This is a genomic window from Microbacterium sp. C23T (assembly GCF_053345975.1).
On the sequence record NZ_JBKFBD010000004.1, the window covers coordinates 119692 to 136789 of the forward strand.

At 70.9% G+C, this 17098-nt stretch carries 17 protein-coding genes and 1 pseudogene; 16 read left to right on the forward strand and 2 right to left on the reverse strand.

Going from position 1 to position 17098, the window contains the following annotated elements; genetic code table 11:
- The 6 genes from ACLBXX_RS03540 to ACLBXX_RS03565 are packed head-to-tail and all read left to right on the forward strand — an operon-like array spanning position 1 to position 6916.
- On the forward strand, positions 1 to 1416 hold the full coding sequence (locus tag ACLBXX_RS03540; protein WP_447656852.1) for a UDP-N-acetylmuramoyl-tripeptide--D-alanyl-D-alanine ligase: 1416 nt from the start codon (positions 1 to 3) through the stop codon (positions 1414 to 1416).
- Entirely contained in the window at positions 1413 to 2525 is a 1113-nt protein-coding gene (gene mraY / locus ACLBXX_RS03545; protein WP_447656853.1) for a phospho-N-acetylmuramoyl-pentapeptide-transferase, read from the forward strand. The genes ACLBXX_RS03540 and mraY overlap by 4 nt, the downstream gene beginning before the upstream one ends.
- Positions 2507 to 4105: a UDP-N-acetylmuramoyl-L-alanine--D-glutamate ligase gene (murD, locus tag ACLBXX_RS03550; protein ID WP_447656854.1), complete on the forward strand. Its 1599-nt coding sequence runs from the start codon at positions 2507 to 2509 to the stop codon at positions 4103 to 4105. The genes mraY and murD overlap by 19 nt, the downstream gene beginning before the upstream one ends.
- A complete protein-coding gene (gene ftsW / locus ACLBXX_RS03555) occupies positions 4026 to 5330 on the forward strand; it encodes a putative lipid II flippase FtsW (protein ID WP_447656855.1) in 1305 nt (434 codons plus the stop codon). The genes murD and ftsW overlap by 80 nt, the downstream gene beginning before the upstream one ends.
- A gap of 39 nt (positions 5331 to 5369) precedes the next feature.
- A complete protein-coding gene (locus ACLBXX_RS03560) occupies positions 5370 to 6455 on the forward strand; it encodes a UDP-N-acetylglucosamine--N-acetylmuramyl-(pentapeptide) pyrophosphoryl-undecaprenol N-acetylglucosamine transferase (protein ID WP_447656856.1) in 1086 nt (361 codons plus the stop codon).
- Positions 6456 to 6493: 38 nt separating this feature from the next.
- Entirely contained in the window at positions 6494 to 6916 is a 423-nt protein-coding gene (locus ACLBXX_RS03565; protein WP_447656857.1) for a hypothetical protein, read from the forward strand.
- Here ACLBXX_RS03565 and ACLBXX_RS03570 read toward each other — a convergent pair whose 3' ends face one another.
- A complete protein-coding gene (locus ACLBXX_RS03570) occupies positions 6917 to 7291 on the reverse strand; it encodes a GntR family transcriptional regulator (protein ID WP_375872307.1) in 375 nt (124 codons plus the stop codon).
- Positions 7288 to 8235 (reverse strand): hypothetical protein, encoded by a 948-nt coding sequence (locus tag ACLBXX_RS03575; RefSeq protein ID WP_447656858.1) that lies wholly within the window; start codon positions 8233 to 8235, stop codon positions 7288 to 7290. Before ACLBXX_RS03575 ends, ACLBXX_RS03570 begins: the two co-directional genes overlap by 4 nt.
- Before the next feature lie 118 nt (positions 8236 to 8353).
- On the opposite strand from ACLBXX_RS03575, the gene murC reads away from it, so the two are divergent.
- The 10 genes and pseudogenes from murC to ACLBXX_RS03625 all read left to right on the forward strand — a co-directional run bounded on the left by murC (position 8354) and on the right by ACLBXX_RS03625 (position 17098).
- Positions 8354 to 9760 (forward strand): UDP-N-acetylmuramate--L-alanine ligase, encoded by a 1407-nt coding sequence (gene murC, locus ACLBXX_RS03580; RefSeq protein WP_447656859.1) that lies wholly within the window; start codon positions 8354 to 8356, stop codon positions 9758 to 9760.
- A gap of 7 nt (positions 9761 to 9767) precedes the next feature.
- Positions 9768 to 10784 carry an FtsQ-type POTRA domain-containing protein gene (locus tag ACLBXX_RS03585; RefSeq protein WP_447656860.1) on the forward strand — a complete coding sequence of 339 codons (1017 nt, stop codon included), beginning with the start codon at positions 9768 to 9770 and terminating at the stop codon, positions 10782 to 10784.
- A gap of 176 nt (positions 10785 to 10960) precedes the next feature.
- The gene (gene ftsZ / locus ACLBXX_RS03590) at positions 10961 to 12118 is read left to right on the forward strand and encodes a cell division protein FtsZ (protein ID WP_387138343.1); all 1158 of its coding nucleotides are present in this window, start codon (positions 10961 to 10963) and stop codon (positions 12116 to 12118) included.
- Entirely contained in the window at positions 12119 to 12805 is a 687-nt protein-coding gene (locus ACLBXX_RS03595) for a YggS family pyridoxal phosphate-dependent enzyme (RefSeq protein ID WP_447656861.1), read from the forward strand.
- A gap of 32 nt (positions 12806 to 12837) precedes the next feature.
- Positions 12838 to 13302 carry a cell division protein SepF gene (locus ACLBXX_RS03600; RefSeq protein ID WP_310291761.1) on the forward strand — a complete coding sequence of 155 codons (465 nt, stop codon included), beginning with the start codon at positions 12838 to 12840 and terminating at the stop codon, positions 13300 to 13302.
- 9 nt (positions 13303 to 13311) lie between these two features.
- Positions 13312 to 13611 carry a YggT family protein gene (locus ACLBXX_RS03605; RefSeq protein ID WP_056367105.1) on the forward strand — a complete coding sequence of 100 codons (300 nt, stop codon included), beginning with the start codon at positions 13312 to 13314 and terminating at the stop codon, positions 13609 to 13611.
- 135 nt (positions 13612 to 13746) lie between these two features.
- Positions 13747 to 14319, forward strand: a complete 573-nt coding sequence (locus tag ACLBXX_RS03610) for a DivIVA domain-containing protein (RefSeq protein WP_387138336.1) — start codon at positions 13747 to 13749, stop codon at positions 14317 to 14319.
- A 3-nt stretch (positions 14320 to 14322) separates the two neighbouring features.
- Positions 14323 to 14907: pseudogene (lspA, locus tag ACLBXX_RS03615) on the forward strand (signal peptidase II); the annotation flags it as partial.
- A gap of 226 nt (positions 14908 to 15133) precedes the next feature.
- On the forward strand, positions 15134 to 16054 hold the full coding sequence (locus ACLBXX_RS03620) for an RluA family pseudouridine synthase (protein ID WP_447656862.1): 921 nt from the start codon (positions 15134 to 15136) through the stop codon (positions 16052 to 16054).
- Positions 16055 to 16426: 372 nt separating this feature from the next.
- Positions 16427 to 17098, forward strand: a complete 672-nt coding sequence (locus ACLBXX_RS03625; protein WP_447656863.1) for a polysaccharide deacetylase family protein — start codon at positions 16427 to 16429, stop codon at positions 17096 to 17098.

The following is a 17098-nucleotide window of genomic DNA, read 5'->3' on the forward strand; positions in this document are numbered from 1 at the left end:
ATGATCGCGCTCAACATCGCCCAGATCGCCCATGCCGTTTCGGGCGAAGTGCACCTCGAGAACGGCGACACCCTCGACACCGTCGTGTCGGGGGCCGTCGACACCGACTCCCGCCTCATCGAGCCCGGCGGCGTCTTCGTCGCCAAGCCCGGCGAAGAGACCGACGGGCACCTGTTCGTCGGCGCAGCCGTCGAGAACGGCGCCGCCCTGGCCCTCGTCGAGCGGCGGGTCGAGGCATCCGTGTCCCAGATCGTCGTGGCCGACGTCGTCGAGGCCATCGCGGCCCTCGCGCGCGAGGTCGTGAAGACGGTTCGGGATGCTGGCGACCTGCGCGTCGTCGGCATCACCGGGTCCAACGGCAAGACCACGACGAAGAACCTGCTCGCCCGCATCCTGGAGGGAGAGGGCGAGACCGTCTCTCCGAAGGCGTCGTTCAACAACGAGGTCGGCGCACCGCTCACGATGCTGCGCGTCACCGGCACCACGAAGTACCTCGTCAGCGAGTTCGGCGCGAGCGCGCCGGGGGAGATCGCCCGCCTCGCGGGACTCGTCGACCCCGATGTCGGCGTCGTGCTGATGGTCGGCATGGCGCACGCCGGCGGTTTCGGCGGGATCGAGGCGACCTTCCACGCGAAGTCGGAGCTCGTGCGCGCGCTGAGCGCCGGCGGAGTGGCGGTGCTGAACGCCGACGACGCGCGCGTCGCCGCGATGGCGCCGATCGCCGCCGAGCAGGGCGCCTCGGTGCGCTGGTTCGGCCGCGGGCCTGCCGCCACCGAAGTGCGTGCCGACGACGTCGTGGTCACGGCATCCGGCACCTCGTTCACCGTGACCGCCGACGGCGTCTCGCTGCCGCTGCGCCTGCGGGTGCTGGGCGAGCACCACGTCATGAACGCGCTGGCCGCGATCGCCGCGGCCACGACCCTGGGCGTCTCGCTCGCCGACGCCGTCGCGCGCCTGGAGACCGTCGAGATCGCCGAGCGGTGGCGCATGCAGCCTCTCGGATCGGATCGCGTGCGGATCATCAACGACGCCTACAACGCGAGCCCCGACTCGATGGCCGCCGCCCTGCGCACGCTCGCGCAGATCACCGGCCCCGATGAGCGCACCGTCGCCGTGCTGGGCGCGATGAGCGAGCTCGGCGAGTACGCCGAGGAGGAGCACGACCGGGTCGGCCTGCTCGCCGTGAGGCTCGGCATCCAGCGCATCGTCGTCGTGGGCGACCCGGCGCGCCGCATGTTCCTCGAGGCCGTCGCGCAGGGCTCGTGGGACAACGAGGCGGTCTTCTTCTCGACCGCCGACGAGGCGTTCGAGTACCTGCAGGGCGAGCTGCGCGACGGCGATCGCGTGCTCGTGAAGTCGTCGAACTCCGCCGGGCTCCGGTTCCTCGGCGATCGTCTGGGAGAATCGTTCTCGTGAGATCACTCCTTACCGCGGCGGCGATCTCGCTGGCATTCACCCTCTTCCTCACCCCTGTGTTCCTGCGGCTCTTCCGCAAGTGGGGCTGGGGCCAGGTGATCCGGACGCCGGAAGACATCCGCAACCCCAACCACCAGACCAAGCGCGGCACGCCCACGATGGGCGGCACGATCTTCATCGTCGGCACGATCGTCGGCTACCTGGTCGGGTGCTACGTCGGCAACAACCCGCCGACCGTCTCGGGCCTGCTCGTCATCTGGATGATGGTCGGCCTCGGCGCGGTCGGCTTCATCGACGACTACATGAAGGTGCGTCAGCAGAAGTTCATGGGCCTGAGCGGCTGGCGCAAGGTCGCCGGTCAGGTCGCGGTCACAGTGCCGTTCGGCATCGTCGCGCTGAACTTCCCCAACCAGTTCGACCAGACGCCCGCGTCGCCGTACATCTCGGTGTTCCGTGACGTGCCGGCGCTTGGCTTCATGACCCTCGGGCTCATCATCGGCTGGATCCTGTACCTCGCGTGGATCACGTTCATCGGCGTCGCCTTCTCCAACAGCACGAACGTGACCGACGGCCTCGACGGCATGGCCGCGGGCGCGGCGATCTTCGTCGTCGGCGCCTACAGCCTCATCGCGTTCTGGCAGTTCAACCAGGCGTGCTGGGGCGGCGACGCCCTCTCGGCGGCGGCGAAGGCCGCGTGCTACCCGACGCGCGACCCGTTCGACCTCGCGATCATCTCGGCGTCCTTCGTCGGCGCGCTCGTCGGGTTCCTCTGGTGGAACGCCCCCAAGGCCAAGGTCTTCATGGGCGACGTGGGATCGATGGCGATCGGCGGCGTCATCGCCGCGATGGCGATCCTCACCCGCACCGAGCTGCTCGCCGTGCTGGTCGCCGGCGTCTTCATCATCGGCCCCGGCTCGGTGATCCTGCAGCGCCTCTACTTCAAGATCACGCGCGGTAAACGGCTGTTCCTCATGAGCCCGTTCCACCACCACCTCGAGCTGCGGGGCTGGTCGGAGGTCACGATCGTCGTGCGCATGTGGATCATCGCCGGCCTCCTGGCGGTGTCGGGCGTCGGATTCTTCTACGTCGAATGGCTCTCTCGCTCATGACCTCGGAACGCCTGCGCACCCTCACCAGCTGGAACGCCGATTGGAAGGGCCTGCGGGTCGCCGTGCTCGGCCTGTCGGTCACCGGCTTCTCCGTCGCCGACACCCTCACCGAGCTCGGCGCGGACGTTCTCGTCGTGACCGAGAAGGCCGACGAGGAGTACGCGCGCCTCCTGCCCGTCATCGGCGCACGCCTCTGGACCGGGTCGCTGGAGTCGGTTCCCGCCGACCTCGTCGAGTTCGCGCCCGAGGTCGTCGTGGCGTCGCCGGGCTTCGCGCCGAGGCATCCGCTCATCTCGTGGGCGCGGGAGAACGACATCGAGCTGTGGGGCGACGTCGAGCTCGCGTGGCGCGTGCGCGACAAGGTGGTCAGGGCCGACGGCACGCCCGCCGACTGGATCCTCATCACCGGCACCAACGGCAAGACCACGACCACGCGACTCACGGCGACGATGCTCGTCGCCGGCGGTCTGCGCGCCGCGCCGGTCGGCAACATCGGCACGCCCGTGCTCGACGCGGTGCGCGACCCCGAAGGGTTCGACGCGCTCGTGGTCGAGCTGTCGAGCCATCAGCTCTGGTACCTCGGGCTGCAGGACTCGCCCGACCCGCTGTCACCGCACGCGGCCGTGTGCCTCAACCTCGCCGACGACCACCTCGAGTGGCACGGCTCGTTCGACGAGTACCGCGCCGCCAAGGCGCACGTGTACGACAACACCCGCGTCGCCTGCGTCTACAACAAGGCGGATGCCGCGACCCAGGCGATGGTCGAGGATGCCGAGGTCGTCGAGGGGGCCCGCGCCATCGGCTTCGACCTGGGCGTTCCGGGCCCGAGCGACCTCGGCGTCGTCGAGGGGATCGTCGTCGACCGCGCGTTCCTCGAGGACCGGCACAAGAGCGCCCTGGAGCTCACGACGGTCGAGGAGCTCGCCTCCCTCGGGCTCGCGGCGCCGCACATCGTCGCGAACATCCTGGCCGCCGCGGCGCTCGCACGGTCGCTGGACGTCGCGCCCACCGCGATCCGGGAGGCGCTGCGCGGCTTCCGCCTGGACCCGCACCGCATCGAGGTCGTCGCGCGCCACGAGGGCGTCACGTGGGTCGACGACTCCAAGGCCACCAACCCCCACGCCGCGGCGTCGTCGCTCGCGGCGTACCCCGGCGCCGTGTGGGTCGTCGGGGGACTGCTCAAGGGCGTCGACATCTCCGAGCTCGTCGCCGGACGCGGAGCGACCGCGAAGGCCGCGATCGTGATCGGCCTCGACCGCGCCGCCGTGGTCGCCGCGTTCGAGCGACACGCGCCGACGGTGCCCGTGTTCGAGGTGGACGCCGATGAGACTGAAGTGGTCATGGCGCAGGTCGTCGAACTGGCGGCAGGGGTGGCGCGTGACGGGGACGTTGTTCTTCTCGCTCCCGCTGCTGCATCCTTCGACCAGTTCGCGTCCTACGCGGACCGCGGACGCAGATTCGCTGCGGCGGTGAGGGATCGGATCGGAACGGAGGACCCGGGTGACCACGACGCAGCCGCCGCGGGCCCGGACGACGCGCCCCGCCCCGACGACCTCGGCGACGCCGAAGACCGAGGCTGACAAGCCCGCACGACGCGGCCTCGCCGCGCGCGTGTCGCTCGGCCGGGTGTTCGCCCCGGTGCCGAGCGAGTTCCTGCTCATCGCCTCGACGACGCTGCTCCTGACGGTCTTCGGGCTGGTCATGGTGCTCTCGGCGACCTCCGCGACGGCGACGGCGGCCGGCGAGGCGCCGTGGGAGATGGTGCTCAAGCAGGTCGTGTTCGCGGTGATCGGCATCCCGTTGATGTTCATCGCGAGCCGCCTGCCGGTGACGTTCTGGAAGAAGATGGCGTGGCCCGCCCTCATCTTCGGCGTCGCGTTCCAGCTCCTGGTGTTCACGCCCCTGGGCCACGGAGCCGACGGAAACCGCAACTGGATCACGATCGCGGGTTTCCAGGCGCAGCCGTCGGAGTTCCTGAAGCTCGGTCTGGCGCTGTGGGTGGCGTACGTCCTCTTCCGCAAGCGCACGCTGCTCACGAAGTGGCAGCACGTGTTCATCCCGCTCGTTCCCGTGGCGGGCCTCGCGATCGCGACAGTGCTCGCCGGCGACGACCTCGGCACGGCGATGATCCTCGTGCTCATCGTGCTGGGCGCGCTGTTCTTCTCGGGCGTCAAGCTGCGCATCTTCGTCCTGCCCGCGATCGCCGCGGCCGGCGCGGTGGCGTTCCTCGCCGTGACGAGCCCCGACCGCATGCGCCGGTTCATGAGCTTCCTCAACCCGAACTGCCTCGACGACTACTTCAACGACTGCTACCAGCCGCTGCACGGGATCTGGGGCCTCGCGAGCGGCGGGGTCTTCGGTCTCGGCCTCGGCAACTCGCGTGAGAAGTACGACTGGCTCCCCGCCGCCGCGAACGACTACATCTTCGCGATCGTCGGCGAGGAGCTCGGCCTCATCGGCTGCGCGGTCGTGCTGGCGCTCTTCGCCCTGTTCGCGGTGGGCGCGTTCCACGTCATCCGCAAGACCGACGACCCGTTCGTGCGCATCGCCGCCGGCGGCATCACCGTGTGGATCGTCGGGCAGGCACTCATCAACATCGGCGTCGTGCTGCGCGTGTTCCCGGTGCTCGGCGTGCCGCTGCCGTTCATGTCGCAGGGCGGCACCTCGCTGCTGTCGGTGCTGCTGGCGTGCGGCGTGCTGCTCGCGTTCGCGCGGTCGCTGCCGGCCTCCGTCGCGCGTCGGGAGGCCGCGATCGCCTCGGCACGCGCGGCGCGCGAGCGTGCGAAGCTCCACGCCGTCCGCTGAGAGTCGGGGCGGTCGCGCGGGGCCGGATAGGCTCGGGGAGTGACGACGTACCTCCTTGCCGGCGGCGGCACCGCCGGACACGTCAACCCGCTCCTGGCTGTCGCCGACGCACTGCGCGCCCGCGACCCCGAGGCCGAGGTGCTGGTGCTCGGCACCCGTGAAGGCCTCGAAGCGCGGCTCGTGCCCGAGCGCGGCTACGAGCTGCTGTTCGTCGACAAGGTGCCGTTCCCTCGGCGCCCGAACAAGGCGGCCGCCGCGTTCCCGGCGCGCTTCCCGCGGGCGATCTCGCAGGTGCGGGCGCACATCGCGCGGCGCGGCGTCGACGTCCTCGTCGGCTTCGGCGGCTACGCGTCGGCCCCGGCGTACGTCGCGGCGCGTCGCGAGAACGTGCCGTTCGTCGTGCACGAGGCCAACGCCCGCCCGGGACTCGCGAACGTGCTCGGCGCCCGCAGGGCGGCCGGTGTGGGCGTGGCGTTCGAGGGGACTCCGCTCAAGCGCTCGCAGGTCGTGGGAATGCCGCTGCGTCGCGAGATCGTGGCGCTCGACCGCGGCGCCCTCCGCGATGAGGCCGCCGCGTACTTCGGGCTCGATCCGGCGAAGCCGGTGCTCCTGGTCTTCGGCGGCTCGCTCGGCGCCCAGCGCCTGAACGCCGCCTTCGGCGAAGGTCACGACGAGGGCTGGCGCGCGGTCGTCGACGCCGGGTGGCAGCTGCTCCACGTCACCGGCGAGCGCTCCGAGCTCGTCGATCCCGAGGCGCCCGGGTACGCCGTGCGCCGCTACGTCGACCGCATGGACCTCGCGTTCGCCCTGGCCGACTTCATCGTGTCGCGCGCCGGCTCGGCCACCGTGAGCGAGATCAGCGCTCTGGGCATCCCGACCGCCTACGTTCCCTACGCCGTGGGCAACGGCGAGCAGGCGCTGAACGCCGCCTCCGCGGTCCGTGCGGGCGCGGCGATCCTGATCCCGGATGCCGAGTTCACGGGTGACCGCTTGCGGTCGGAGGTCGTGCCGCTCCTGACCGACGGGACCCGCCGCGCGGCGATGGCGGCGGCGGCAGCATCCGTCGGCACCCGTACCGGAACCGAGAACGTCGTCGCGATGATCGACGACGCGCTGCGCGCCTGAGACGATCTCACTCACGACCGCAGGGGACCGGGGGACCGATGGCGGGTGCGACGAAGTGGGCCACGGCGGTGCTGTTGGCGGGCATCAGCGCGCTCGCGCTGAGCGGCTGCGTCACCTTCGGTCCGGGCGAGCCGAAGGGCGGCCCGACCCCGGCAGCGTTCCTCGATCGCGAGGAGCTGCCGTCGTGCGGCGCCGTGGAACTCGCTCAGGGCGAGGAGATCCCGACCGGCGACATCGCGTGCCTCGAGGAGGCGACGCTCGCCGGCGCGGAGCTGGCGGTGACCCGACCGACCACGGAGGGCGACCCGTTCACGGCGTACTACCGCGTCCTTCCGGGCGGCGGCTGGGAGATCTACACCGACATGACGAAGGATCGCTACGGCGAAGGCTGGTGGCTCGACGAGTGCCCCGACGCCCTGTCGATGACGCAGCTGGGGGAGTGCGACAGCACGAAGCTGTGATCAGGCTCCCGCGGGCGCACCGGGGGACCGCAGCGCGGCGGTGACGATGGCGAGGGCCTCCTCGGCGTCGAGATGCAGGTCGCGCACCTGTGCGGCGAACGCCGCGGCGGCGCGCTGCAGCTGCTGGCGGGCGGGGTCGGCGTCGAAAGCGACGAACGTGCCGTTGCGGCCCCGCGTCTCGATGATCCCGGATGCCTCGAGCTCGCGGTACGCGCGGGCGACCGTGCCGGGCGCGACTCCCAGGTCCTCGGCGAGGCGGCGCACCGTGGGCAGTCGGGCGCCCGCGGCGAGCTCGCCGGATGCGACCGCGTCGACGAGGCCGGTGCGCAGCTGCTCGAACGGCGGGACGGCGGAGGACGGGTCGATGACGATCATGCGGGTGCTCCTCCCGTGGACGCGGGCGCGGGTTCGGGCGCACCGCGAAGATACTCCGGATACAGCGGCGCGGGCAGCCTCCCCGAGGCGAGGATGTAGGCGACCTGGATGAACGGGATGCCGAACCAGGGGAACGTCTGCAGCACGCGCGAGACACCGGGGTCGGCGAAGCCGAGTGCGGCGAGGAACAGGGCGCACATCGCGAGCCCTAGCGGGAGCCACGCCGCCATCGCCGCGCTCATCCGCAACGCGCCCAGCGCGTCCGCACGGAAGAGGTCGTCCCAGCCGAGCTCGAGCGTGTTCGTCGCCGGCTGGGGCTGCGCCAGCACGCTCCGCTCGGCCGCGCGGCAGACGACGGCGACGACCAGTGCGAAGGCCAGAGCGACGACCGTCGTCACGGCGGTGGTGGGGGAGATCGCACCGGCGAGCGAGACCGCGGTGACGACCGCGCCGCCGACAGCTCCTGCCGCGAGCAGCCACCGCGGAAGTTGTGTCGCCCACGCCGGAAGGTAGTCGCGGGTCGCCAGTGCCGAAGGACGCGCGATACGCACGGCCGTCGGCGCCGGCGAGAAGAGGCGCTCGCGAACGCCGACGATCGCCGACGCGACGCCGAGGACGCCGATGACGAGCGTGAGCGTCAGGATCCACAGGGCGAACGGCGACGACCCGAGGGGCGTCCAGGCGAGCAGGGCCGCCATAAGGGCGACGCTCACCAGCAGGCCCCACATGTTCGCGCCGACCAGTGCCCGCGACCGATCGCGGATGCTGCGCCACATGTCCCACGACTCGATCGGGAGCTTCGCGCGCACCGACATCCGGTAGACCACAGTGGTGCCCCAGGAGTCGCGGCGGACGACGAACAGCATCACGATCGGCACTCCGGCGAACACCGCGAGCAGGACGGCATTGAACGCTTCGAACGACATCTCGAACTCTCCGGCCATGTCCCCGATTGTGTCGCCATCTGTATCAATGTGTCAACACAAAGCAGGTTTCCCGCGCCGAGCGGCCCCAGCGCGCCGGGGCCGCGGCATCCATCGCCCAACTTAGACTTGACCGGTCATGATCAGACCCGATCTCAGTCTTCCCATTCCCGACGACATCACCGCCGCCCACTTCATCGGAATCGGCGGATCCGGCATGTCGGGGCTCGCCCGCATGTATCTCGAGCGCGGGATCCGCGTCTCGGGATCCGACCGCGCCGACAGCAAGGCGCTGCGCGAGCTCTCCGAGCTCGGCGCCACCGTCCACGTCGGGCACGACGCATCCAACCTCGCCGACGACGTCGACACCGTCGTGCACACGGGCGCGATCTGGCCCGAGAACCCCGAGTTCCTGCTCGCCAAAGAGCGGGGGCTCCACGTCATCCACCGGTCGCAGGCGCTGTACTGGCTCATCGGCGGACGCCGGCTCGTCTCGGTCGCCGGGGCCCACGGCAAGACCACGTCGACGGGCATGATCGTGACGGCCCTGCGCGACCTGGGCGTGCAGCCGACGTTCGTCAACGGCGGCGTCATCGCCCAGCTCGGTGTCTCGAGCGGAAGCGGCTCGGACGAGCTCTTCGTCATCGAGGCCGACGAGTCCGACGGCACGTTCCTGCTCTACGACACGTCGATCGCGCTCATCACCAACGTCGACCCCGACCACCTCGACCACTGGGGCACGCGCGACGCGTTCTACGCCGCGTTCGCCCGGTTCGCGAACGAGGCGCGCGAGGCGGTCGTCATCTCGTCCGACGACGAGGGTGCGCAGCTCGTCGCCGCACAGCTCACCCACCCGCACGTCGTCACCTTCGGCGAGGCCGCAGACGCGACGGTGCGCGTGAGCGACATCGTGACCGACGGCCCCGTCTCGTTCCGCATCACGCGCGACGGCGTCACCGTCGACGCGCAGCTGCCGGTCCCTGGCGCCCACAACGCGATCAACGCCGCCGGCGCCGTCGCCGTGCTCCTCACGCTCGGCCACGACCTCGAGCCTGCGGTCCGTGCGGTCGAGGGCTTCGCCGGCACCGTCCGTCGCTTCGAGCTGCACGGCGTCGAGCGCGGCGTCAGCGTCTTCGACGACTACGCGCACCACCCGACCGAGGTCGCAGCCGCCCTCGCGGCCGCGCGGTCGGTCGTCGGCGACGGACGCCTCATCGCGATCCAGCAGCCGCACACCTACTCGCGCACGCAGGAGATGTACCGCGAGTTCGCCGAGGTTCTGGAGACCTACGCCGACCACACCGTCATGCTCGATGTCTACGGCGCCCGGGAGGACCCGGTGCCCGGAGTCACCGGCGAGCTCGTGAGCGGCGCCTTCGCCGACCCGTCGCACGTGCACTACGTTCCCGACTGGCAGGAGGCCGCGGACTACACGGCCTCGGTCGCCCGCGACGGCGACTACGTCATCACGCTCGGCTGCGGCAACGTCTACCTCATCATCCCGCAGGTGCTCGAGGCCCTCGCCCACGAGGACGCGGGGGAGTAGCAGCCGCATGCGTCGCCCGTCGCCGTTGCCGCAGTCGCCGGTCGCCTCGCGCGGCACGGCGGAGAAGGCCGCGCCGGCGCGCGCTGCACGCCCCGCCCGCGACGAGGCCCCGGCGCCGGTGCCGGAGCGCGAGCCCGCGGAGCCGACCCTCGACGAGAACCCCACGGCCCCCGTCATCCCGCTGACGTCGCCGACGCCGCTGCCCGACGCGAAGCCCGACCTCGACCCGACGAGCGCGGACGAGGGGGCGGATGCTGCGCAGGTGGGCTTCCGCGAGGTGTGGAGGGCCGCCCGTGCCCGGCGCAAGGCGCTGCGCGCCGAGATCCGTCGCTTCACCGTGCGCCAGCGACGCCGGCGCGCCGTGTGGTTCGGTGCCGCAGCATCCGTCCTCCTCCTCGCTCTCGGCACGCTCGGCGCCGCGTACAGCCCGCTCTTCGGCGTGGAGAAGATCTCCGTGGTCGGGGCCCAGCAGCTCGCCGCGGGCGATGTCGCGGCTGCCCTGTCGGGTCAGCTCGGCAAGCCGCTGCCACTGGTCGATGAGAGCGCCATCAAGGCCGAGCTCGTCGCCTTCCCCCTCATCGAGACCTACGCCCTCGAGGCCCGCCCGCCGCACGAGCTCGTAGTGCGGATCGTCGAGCGCACGCCGATCGGCCTCATCGAGACGCGTGCCGGCTACACCCTCGTCGACGCTGCCGGCGTCGCGCTGTCGACGACGGCGACCCCGAGTGCCGGCACCCCCGTGCTCACGATCACGGGCGGCGTGGACTCCGACGCGTTCGCCGCGGCCGGTCAGGTGATGCGGTCGCTGCCGGACGACATCCGCGCGCAGGTGACAGTGGTCACCGCTTCCACCCCCGACGACGTCACGCTCGAGCTCGGTGGGACGAACACACAGGTGGTGTGGGGGAGCGCCGATGACTCGGCGGTGAAGGCGAGCAACCTCGCGAAGATGATGGCCGCCAGGCCACCGGCCGAGGTGTTCAGCTATGACGTCTCGTCGCCCGACGTCGTCGTGGTGCGCTGACCTCCCACCGCCTCCGACGCGACTTCGAGTACCAGATGGCGCGACACGCCGACTCGGTCCGAGCGCGCGCGCAGCATCGGCCTACTTTCGTGACAAAGGAATTGCATACCGGGCAATTCTTTATACCTCTACTAGAGGTTGAAGGTTTAGACAGGTCCAGGGCTACGGAGGCCGGCATGAGCCAGAACCAGAACTACCTCGCCGTCATCAAGGTGGTCGGCGTCGGCGGCGGCGGAGTGAACGCGGTCAACCGCATGATCGAGCTCGGCCTGCGGGGCGTCGAGTTCATCGCCATCAACACCGATGCCCAGGCGCTGCTCATGAGCGACGCCGACGTCAAGCTGGACGTCGGGCGCGAGCTGACCCGAGGGCTCGGCGCAGGCGCCGACCCCGAGGTGGGTCGCCGTGCCGCCGAGGATCACGCGGAGGAGATCGAGGAGGCGCTGCGCGGCGCGGACATGGTCTTCGTCACCGCGGGCGAGGGTGGCGGCACCGGCACCGGCGGCGCTCCGGTGGTCGCGAAGATCGCGAAGTCGATAGGAGCACTCACGATCGGTGTCGTGACGAAGCCCTTCTCCTTCGAGGGCCGTCGCCGCCAGCAGCAGGCCGAGTCGGGCGTCGCACGTCTGAAGGAAGAGGTCGACACCCTCATCGTGGTGCCGAACGACCGCCTCCTCGAGATCAGCGACCGCGGCATCTCGATGATCGAGGCGTTCGCCACCGCCGACCAGGTGCTCCTCGCCGGTGTGCAGGGCATCACCGACCTCATCACGACGCCCGGTCTCATCAACCTCGACTTCGCCGACGTCAAGTCGGTCATGCAGGGGGCAGGGTCGGCCCTCATGGGCATCGGCTCGGCGCGGGGGGCGGATCGCGCCATCAAGGCCGCAGAGCTCGCCGTCGAATCGCCCCTGCTCGAGGCCTCGATCGAGGGCGCCCACGGTGTGCTGCTGTCGATCCAGGGCGGCTCGAACCTCGGCATCTTCGAGATCAACGATGCGGCGCAGCTGGTCAAGGAGGCCGCGCACCCCGAGGCGAACATCATCTTCGGCACGGTCATCGACGACACCCTCGGCGACGAGGTGCGCGTCACCGTCATCGCGGCGGGCTTCGACGGCGGCGAGCCGCAGGCCCGCATCGAGCCGATCACGGCCACGCGCGTCGTCTCGACGCCCGCGCTGCCCGTGACGCCCGCCGACGAGGCCGCGAAGGACCGCGACGTCGTCGAGACGCAGACGCCCCAAGTTCCCGTCGCAGTCGGCGCCGTCACGGAGTCGTCCTACGACACCGCTTTCGGCGACGACGACCTCGACATCCCCGACTTCCTCAAGTAAGTGGGCGACCTCGCCGATCGCCTCGCGGCGATCGATGAGCGGATCGCGGATGCTGCGCGCGCGGCGCGCCGCGATCCGTCCGAGCTCACGCGCATCGTCGTGACGAAGTTCCACCCCGCGTCCCTCGTCGAGGAGCTGTACGGGCTCGGCGTGCGCGACGTGGGGGAGAACCGGCAGCAGGAGTTCAGCCGCAAGGCGGTCGAGGTCGGAGACCTCGCCGGCCTGCGGTGGCACTTCATCGGGCAGGCGCAGACCAACAAGGCGCGCGCGATCCGGGCTGCAGCATCCGTCGTCCATTCACTCGACCGCACCCGTCTCGCCGACGCGCTCGACGCCGCGGGCGAGCCGGGGGACGCCGTCCTCGACGTGCTGCTGCAGGTCAATCTCACCGACGACCCCGGCCGGGGCGGCGTCGCCCCCGCCGACCTCGAGGCCCTCGCCGCCCACACCGCCGCGCTGCCCTCGCTGCGTGTGCGCGGCGTGATGGCGGTCGCGCCGCTGGACGAGCCACCCGCGCCGGCGTTCGAGCGGCTGAACCGCCTCGCGGCCGTCGTGCGCGGCGTCGTCCCCGATGCCGATTGGATCTCCGCCGGCATGACGGCGGACTTCGCCGAGGCCATCGCGGCCGGCGCGACACACCTGCGCATCGGTTCGGCAATCACCGGACCCAGACCAGAACGCGGTTAACCTCGGAACAGATGAGCACTACGGAGGATCAGATGTCGAACCCGCTCAAGAAGACCATGGTGTACCTCGGCCTCGCCGACGAGGAAGAGGTCTACGAAGAGCCGGCCCCTCAGCCGCGTGCTCGCAAGTCCGAGCAGGTCGTCGAGAAGCCGGCTGCTCCCGTGACGCCGATCCACCGTCCCGCGGTCGTGCGCCAGCCGACGCCCGCGGCGATCAACGAGATCCTCACGGTGCACCCAAAGCAGTACCGCGATGCCCAGGTCATCGCCGAGAACTTCCGCGACGGCATCCCCGTCATCATCAACCTCTCGCAGATGAGCGACGCCGACGCGCGGCGTCTCATCGACTTCGCGAGCGGCCTGTCGCTCGGCCTCTACGGACGCATCGAGCGGGTCACCAGCAAGGTGTTCCTGCTCTCGCCCGAGAACGTCGCCGTGTCGGGCGACGGAGCGGTCGCGCAGGCGGATCCGGAGTCGGTTCCGTTCGCGCAGCCGTAATCTGGCTACGTGGCAGTCGTCCAACTCATCGCAGCGATCCTCAACCTCGCGCTGCTGCTCTATGTCTTCGTGTTGCTCTCGCGGCTGGTCCTGGACTGGATCCCGTTCTTCAACCGGGAGTGGCGCCCGCGGGGCGCGGGTCTCGTCGCCGCGGAGATCATCTACACCGTCACCGACCCGCCGATCAGGCTGTTCCGGCGCTTCATCCCGCCGCTGCGCGTGGGGGCGATCGCGATCGACTTCGGGTTCGCGCTGACGATGCTGCTGTGCTTCATCCTGCTCAGCATCACCCGCACCATCGCGGGCTGAACCGACTCACTCCGACCCGGTCGCCGGCTTCGACACTCTCAGAACCGATGACTATGCTTTGCTGATACGAACGGCCGCCAGCCGGCGGCCGCCCCGACATCGGCCAGCGACCAGACGCTCGAAAGAGGAATCACCATGGCATTGTCCCCCGATGACGTCGTCACCAAGCAGTTCCAGCACGTCCGCTTCAAGGAGGGTTTCGACCCGGATGAGGTGGACGACTTCCTCGACGAGATCGTCGTGGAGTGGCGCAAGGCTCTCACCGAGAACGAGGAGCTGAAGGCCAAGCTGGCGGCGTACGAGTCGGGTGCTGCCGCGCCTGCCGCTGCGCCCGCCCCGGCGCCTGTCGCCGAGCCCGCCCCCGCCGTCGGTGGCGCAGCTCCCGCAGCGAGTGCCGGCATCATCGAGCTGGCGCAGCGCCTGCACGACGAGCACGTCGCCGAGGGCATCGCGCAGCGCGACCAGCTCATCTCCGACGCCAAGTCGCAGGCCGCGTCGATCGTGTCCGAGGCCGAGACCCGCGGTCGCGAGGAGCTCTCGAAGCTCGAGCGCGAGCGCACCACGCTCGAGGGCCGCATCTCCGAGCTCCGCAACTTCGAGCGCGACTACCGCGCACAGCTGCGCAGCTACATCGAGGGCAAGCTGCGCGACCTCGAGACCACGGCGACGGCGTCCGGCGCTCAGCCGGTCTCCGCGCTGGGCCTCTAGGCCTTGTCGCGCCGACCACCCCTTCGTCAGGCGGCGGCCGGCACCATCATCGCGGTTCTCGCGGTGCTGGTGCTGGCCGCCGACCAGTTGGCGAAGTACCTTGCACTCGAGAACCTGCCCTACCAGGAGCCGGTCGAGGTCCTCGGCGACTTCCTGAGCTTCTACCTGACCCGCAACCCCGGCGCCGCCTTCTCGCTCGGCGAGGAGGTCACGTGGATCTTCACGATCGCGCTGGCCGTCGTCGCCGTCGTCATCGGGTGGCTCGCCGCGACGCGCGTGCGCTCGCGCCTCTGGGCGGTGGCCCTCGGACTCCTCCTCGGCGGCGTCCTGGGCAATCTCACCGACCGGCTCTTCCGCGACCCCGGCTTCGGCGTCGGGCACGTCGTGGACTTCATCAACACGCCGTGGATGTGGTTCTTCCCCGGCATGTCCCCGGCGATCTACAACGTCGCCGACATCTTCATCGTGTGCGACATGATCGCGATCGCACTCTTGGTACTCGTGGGGGTTCACATGGACGGTACGCGCGACCACGGCCGCAAGAACGAGGACGAGGCCGAGAACGACGAGACGCTCCTCGGCGCCGAGGGCGACCAGTTCGCCTCCGGCGGCACCGTGGAGGGTTTCGGCAATGAGTTCCCCGTCGCCGACCCCGACGCGGGCATCCCGGCCGCCGAGCGCGGCCTGCCCCCGCTGAGCGAGGCCGAGCAGCACGAGGTCGAGGAAGAGGCAGAGCGCGAAGCGGAGGAGTACGAGGCCGAGCACGAGGCCGGGCACGACCCGAAGCGGCCCGAGTCCGGCGCCCAGCTCTGACGTGGACTCCCGCAGCCTTCCCGTTCCCGACGGCCTCGACGGCGCCCGCGTCGACGCGGCCCTCGCCAAGATGCTCGGCTTCTCGCGCACCTTCGCCGCGGAGGTCGCCGAGGCCGGCGGTGTGACGATGGACGGGCGCACGCTCGCGAAGTCCGACAAGCTGCGCGGCGGCGCGTGGCTCGACGTGTCATGGGCGCCGAAGGAGGAGCCGCGGGTCATCCCTGTGGAGGTGCCCGACCTCGGCATCGTCTACGACGACGACGACATCGTGGTGGTCGACAAGCCATCGGGGGTCGCGGCGCATCCCTCCCTCGGGTGGGAGGGTCCGACGGTGCTCGGCGCCCTCGCCGCCGGCGGCTACCGCATCGCGACGACCGGCGCCGCCGAGCGTCAGGGGGTCGTGCACCGACTCGATGTCGGCACGAGCGGCCTCATGGTCGTCGCCAAGACCGAGCAGGCGTACGTCGCACTCAAGCGCGCCTTCAAGGAGCGCGAGGTGGAGAAGATCTATCACGCCGTCGTGCAGGGGCATCCCGACCCGCTCGCCGGCACCATCGACGCGCCGATCGGGCGGCATCCGTCGCACTCGTGGAAGTTCGCGGTGACCCCCGAGGGCAAGGACTCCGTCACGCACTACGAGACCCTCGAGGCGTTCCCGGGCGCCTCGCTGCTCGAGATCCACCTCGAGACCGGGCGCACCCACCAGATCCGCGTGCACATGGCCGCGCACCGGCACCCTTGCGTCGGCGATCCGCTCTACGGCGCCGACCCGACGATGTCGGCGCGACTGGGCCTCACGCGCCAGTGGCTGCACGCCCACGAGCTCTCGTTCGCGCATCCCGCCACCGGGGACTGGGTCACGTTCAGGTCGGAGTATCCGGCCGACCTCGCGCACGCGCTCCGCGTGCTGCGCGGGGACTGAGCGGGCGCCAGCGCGGCGCTTCCCTTCCGCCCGCCGGCGCTGCTGCCGCTATGCTGAGGCGGCCACTGGGGGTGGCGGACAAGAGTGTCCGGGGGTCGTCGCGTGGATGGGAACTCCGCCGTAGGGCGCAGAGCGGTGCTGCTCGTCGCCGCGGTGGCCGGGGTGTCCGCCCTCGCCGCCTGCGCGCCGGAACGAACGGCCGCGATCGCACGGCGTACGCCGTCGGGGCGCCCGCAGCCGACCGCCGCTCCGGCCGTCCATCCGACACCGACGCTCACACCGACACCGACGCCCACACCGACACCGACGCCCATACCGACACCGACACCCGCGCCTGATCGCGTCGCCATCGCCGCGCGCTACGCCGGCGCTGTGCCGACGCAGTGGGGGACGGATGTCTCCGGAGTTCGGGCGACGCTCGTGCAGCCGACGAGTCCGAGCGGCGCTCCGCGCGCCGCACTCACCTTCGACGCCTGCGGCGGGGGCGGCGGGGCCGCGTTCGACGCGGAGCTGATCGCCGGGCTGCGATCACGTCAAGCCAAGGCGACCCTGTTCCTGAACAGCCGGTGGATCGACGCCAACCCGCAGCTGGCCGCCGAGCTCGCCGCCGACCCGCTGTTCGTGCTCGGCAACCACGGCACCGCGCACGTGCCTCTCTCGGTGAGCGGGCGGGCGGCCTACGGCATCCCGGGAACGGCCTCGTCGCAGGCTGCGGCCGACGAAGTGTGGGGCAACCATGAACGGCTCACCGCGCTCACCGGTGCGGCACCGCGGTTCTTCCGCGCCGGCACCGCGCACTACGACGAGATCGCGGCGCAGATCGTGCGCGACCTCGGCGAGACGCCCATCGGCTTCACAGTCAACGGCGACGGCGGCGCGACGTTCTCGTCGGCGAGCGTCCGTCACGAGTTCGGGCGTCTGGAAGCGGGAGGCATCGTGCTCGCGCACATGAACCACCCCGAGGGCGGCACCTCTCCCGGGGCGCTCGACGCCGTGGACGACCTCCGCGCTCGCGGCTTCGACCTGGTCCACATCGACGGCTGA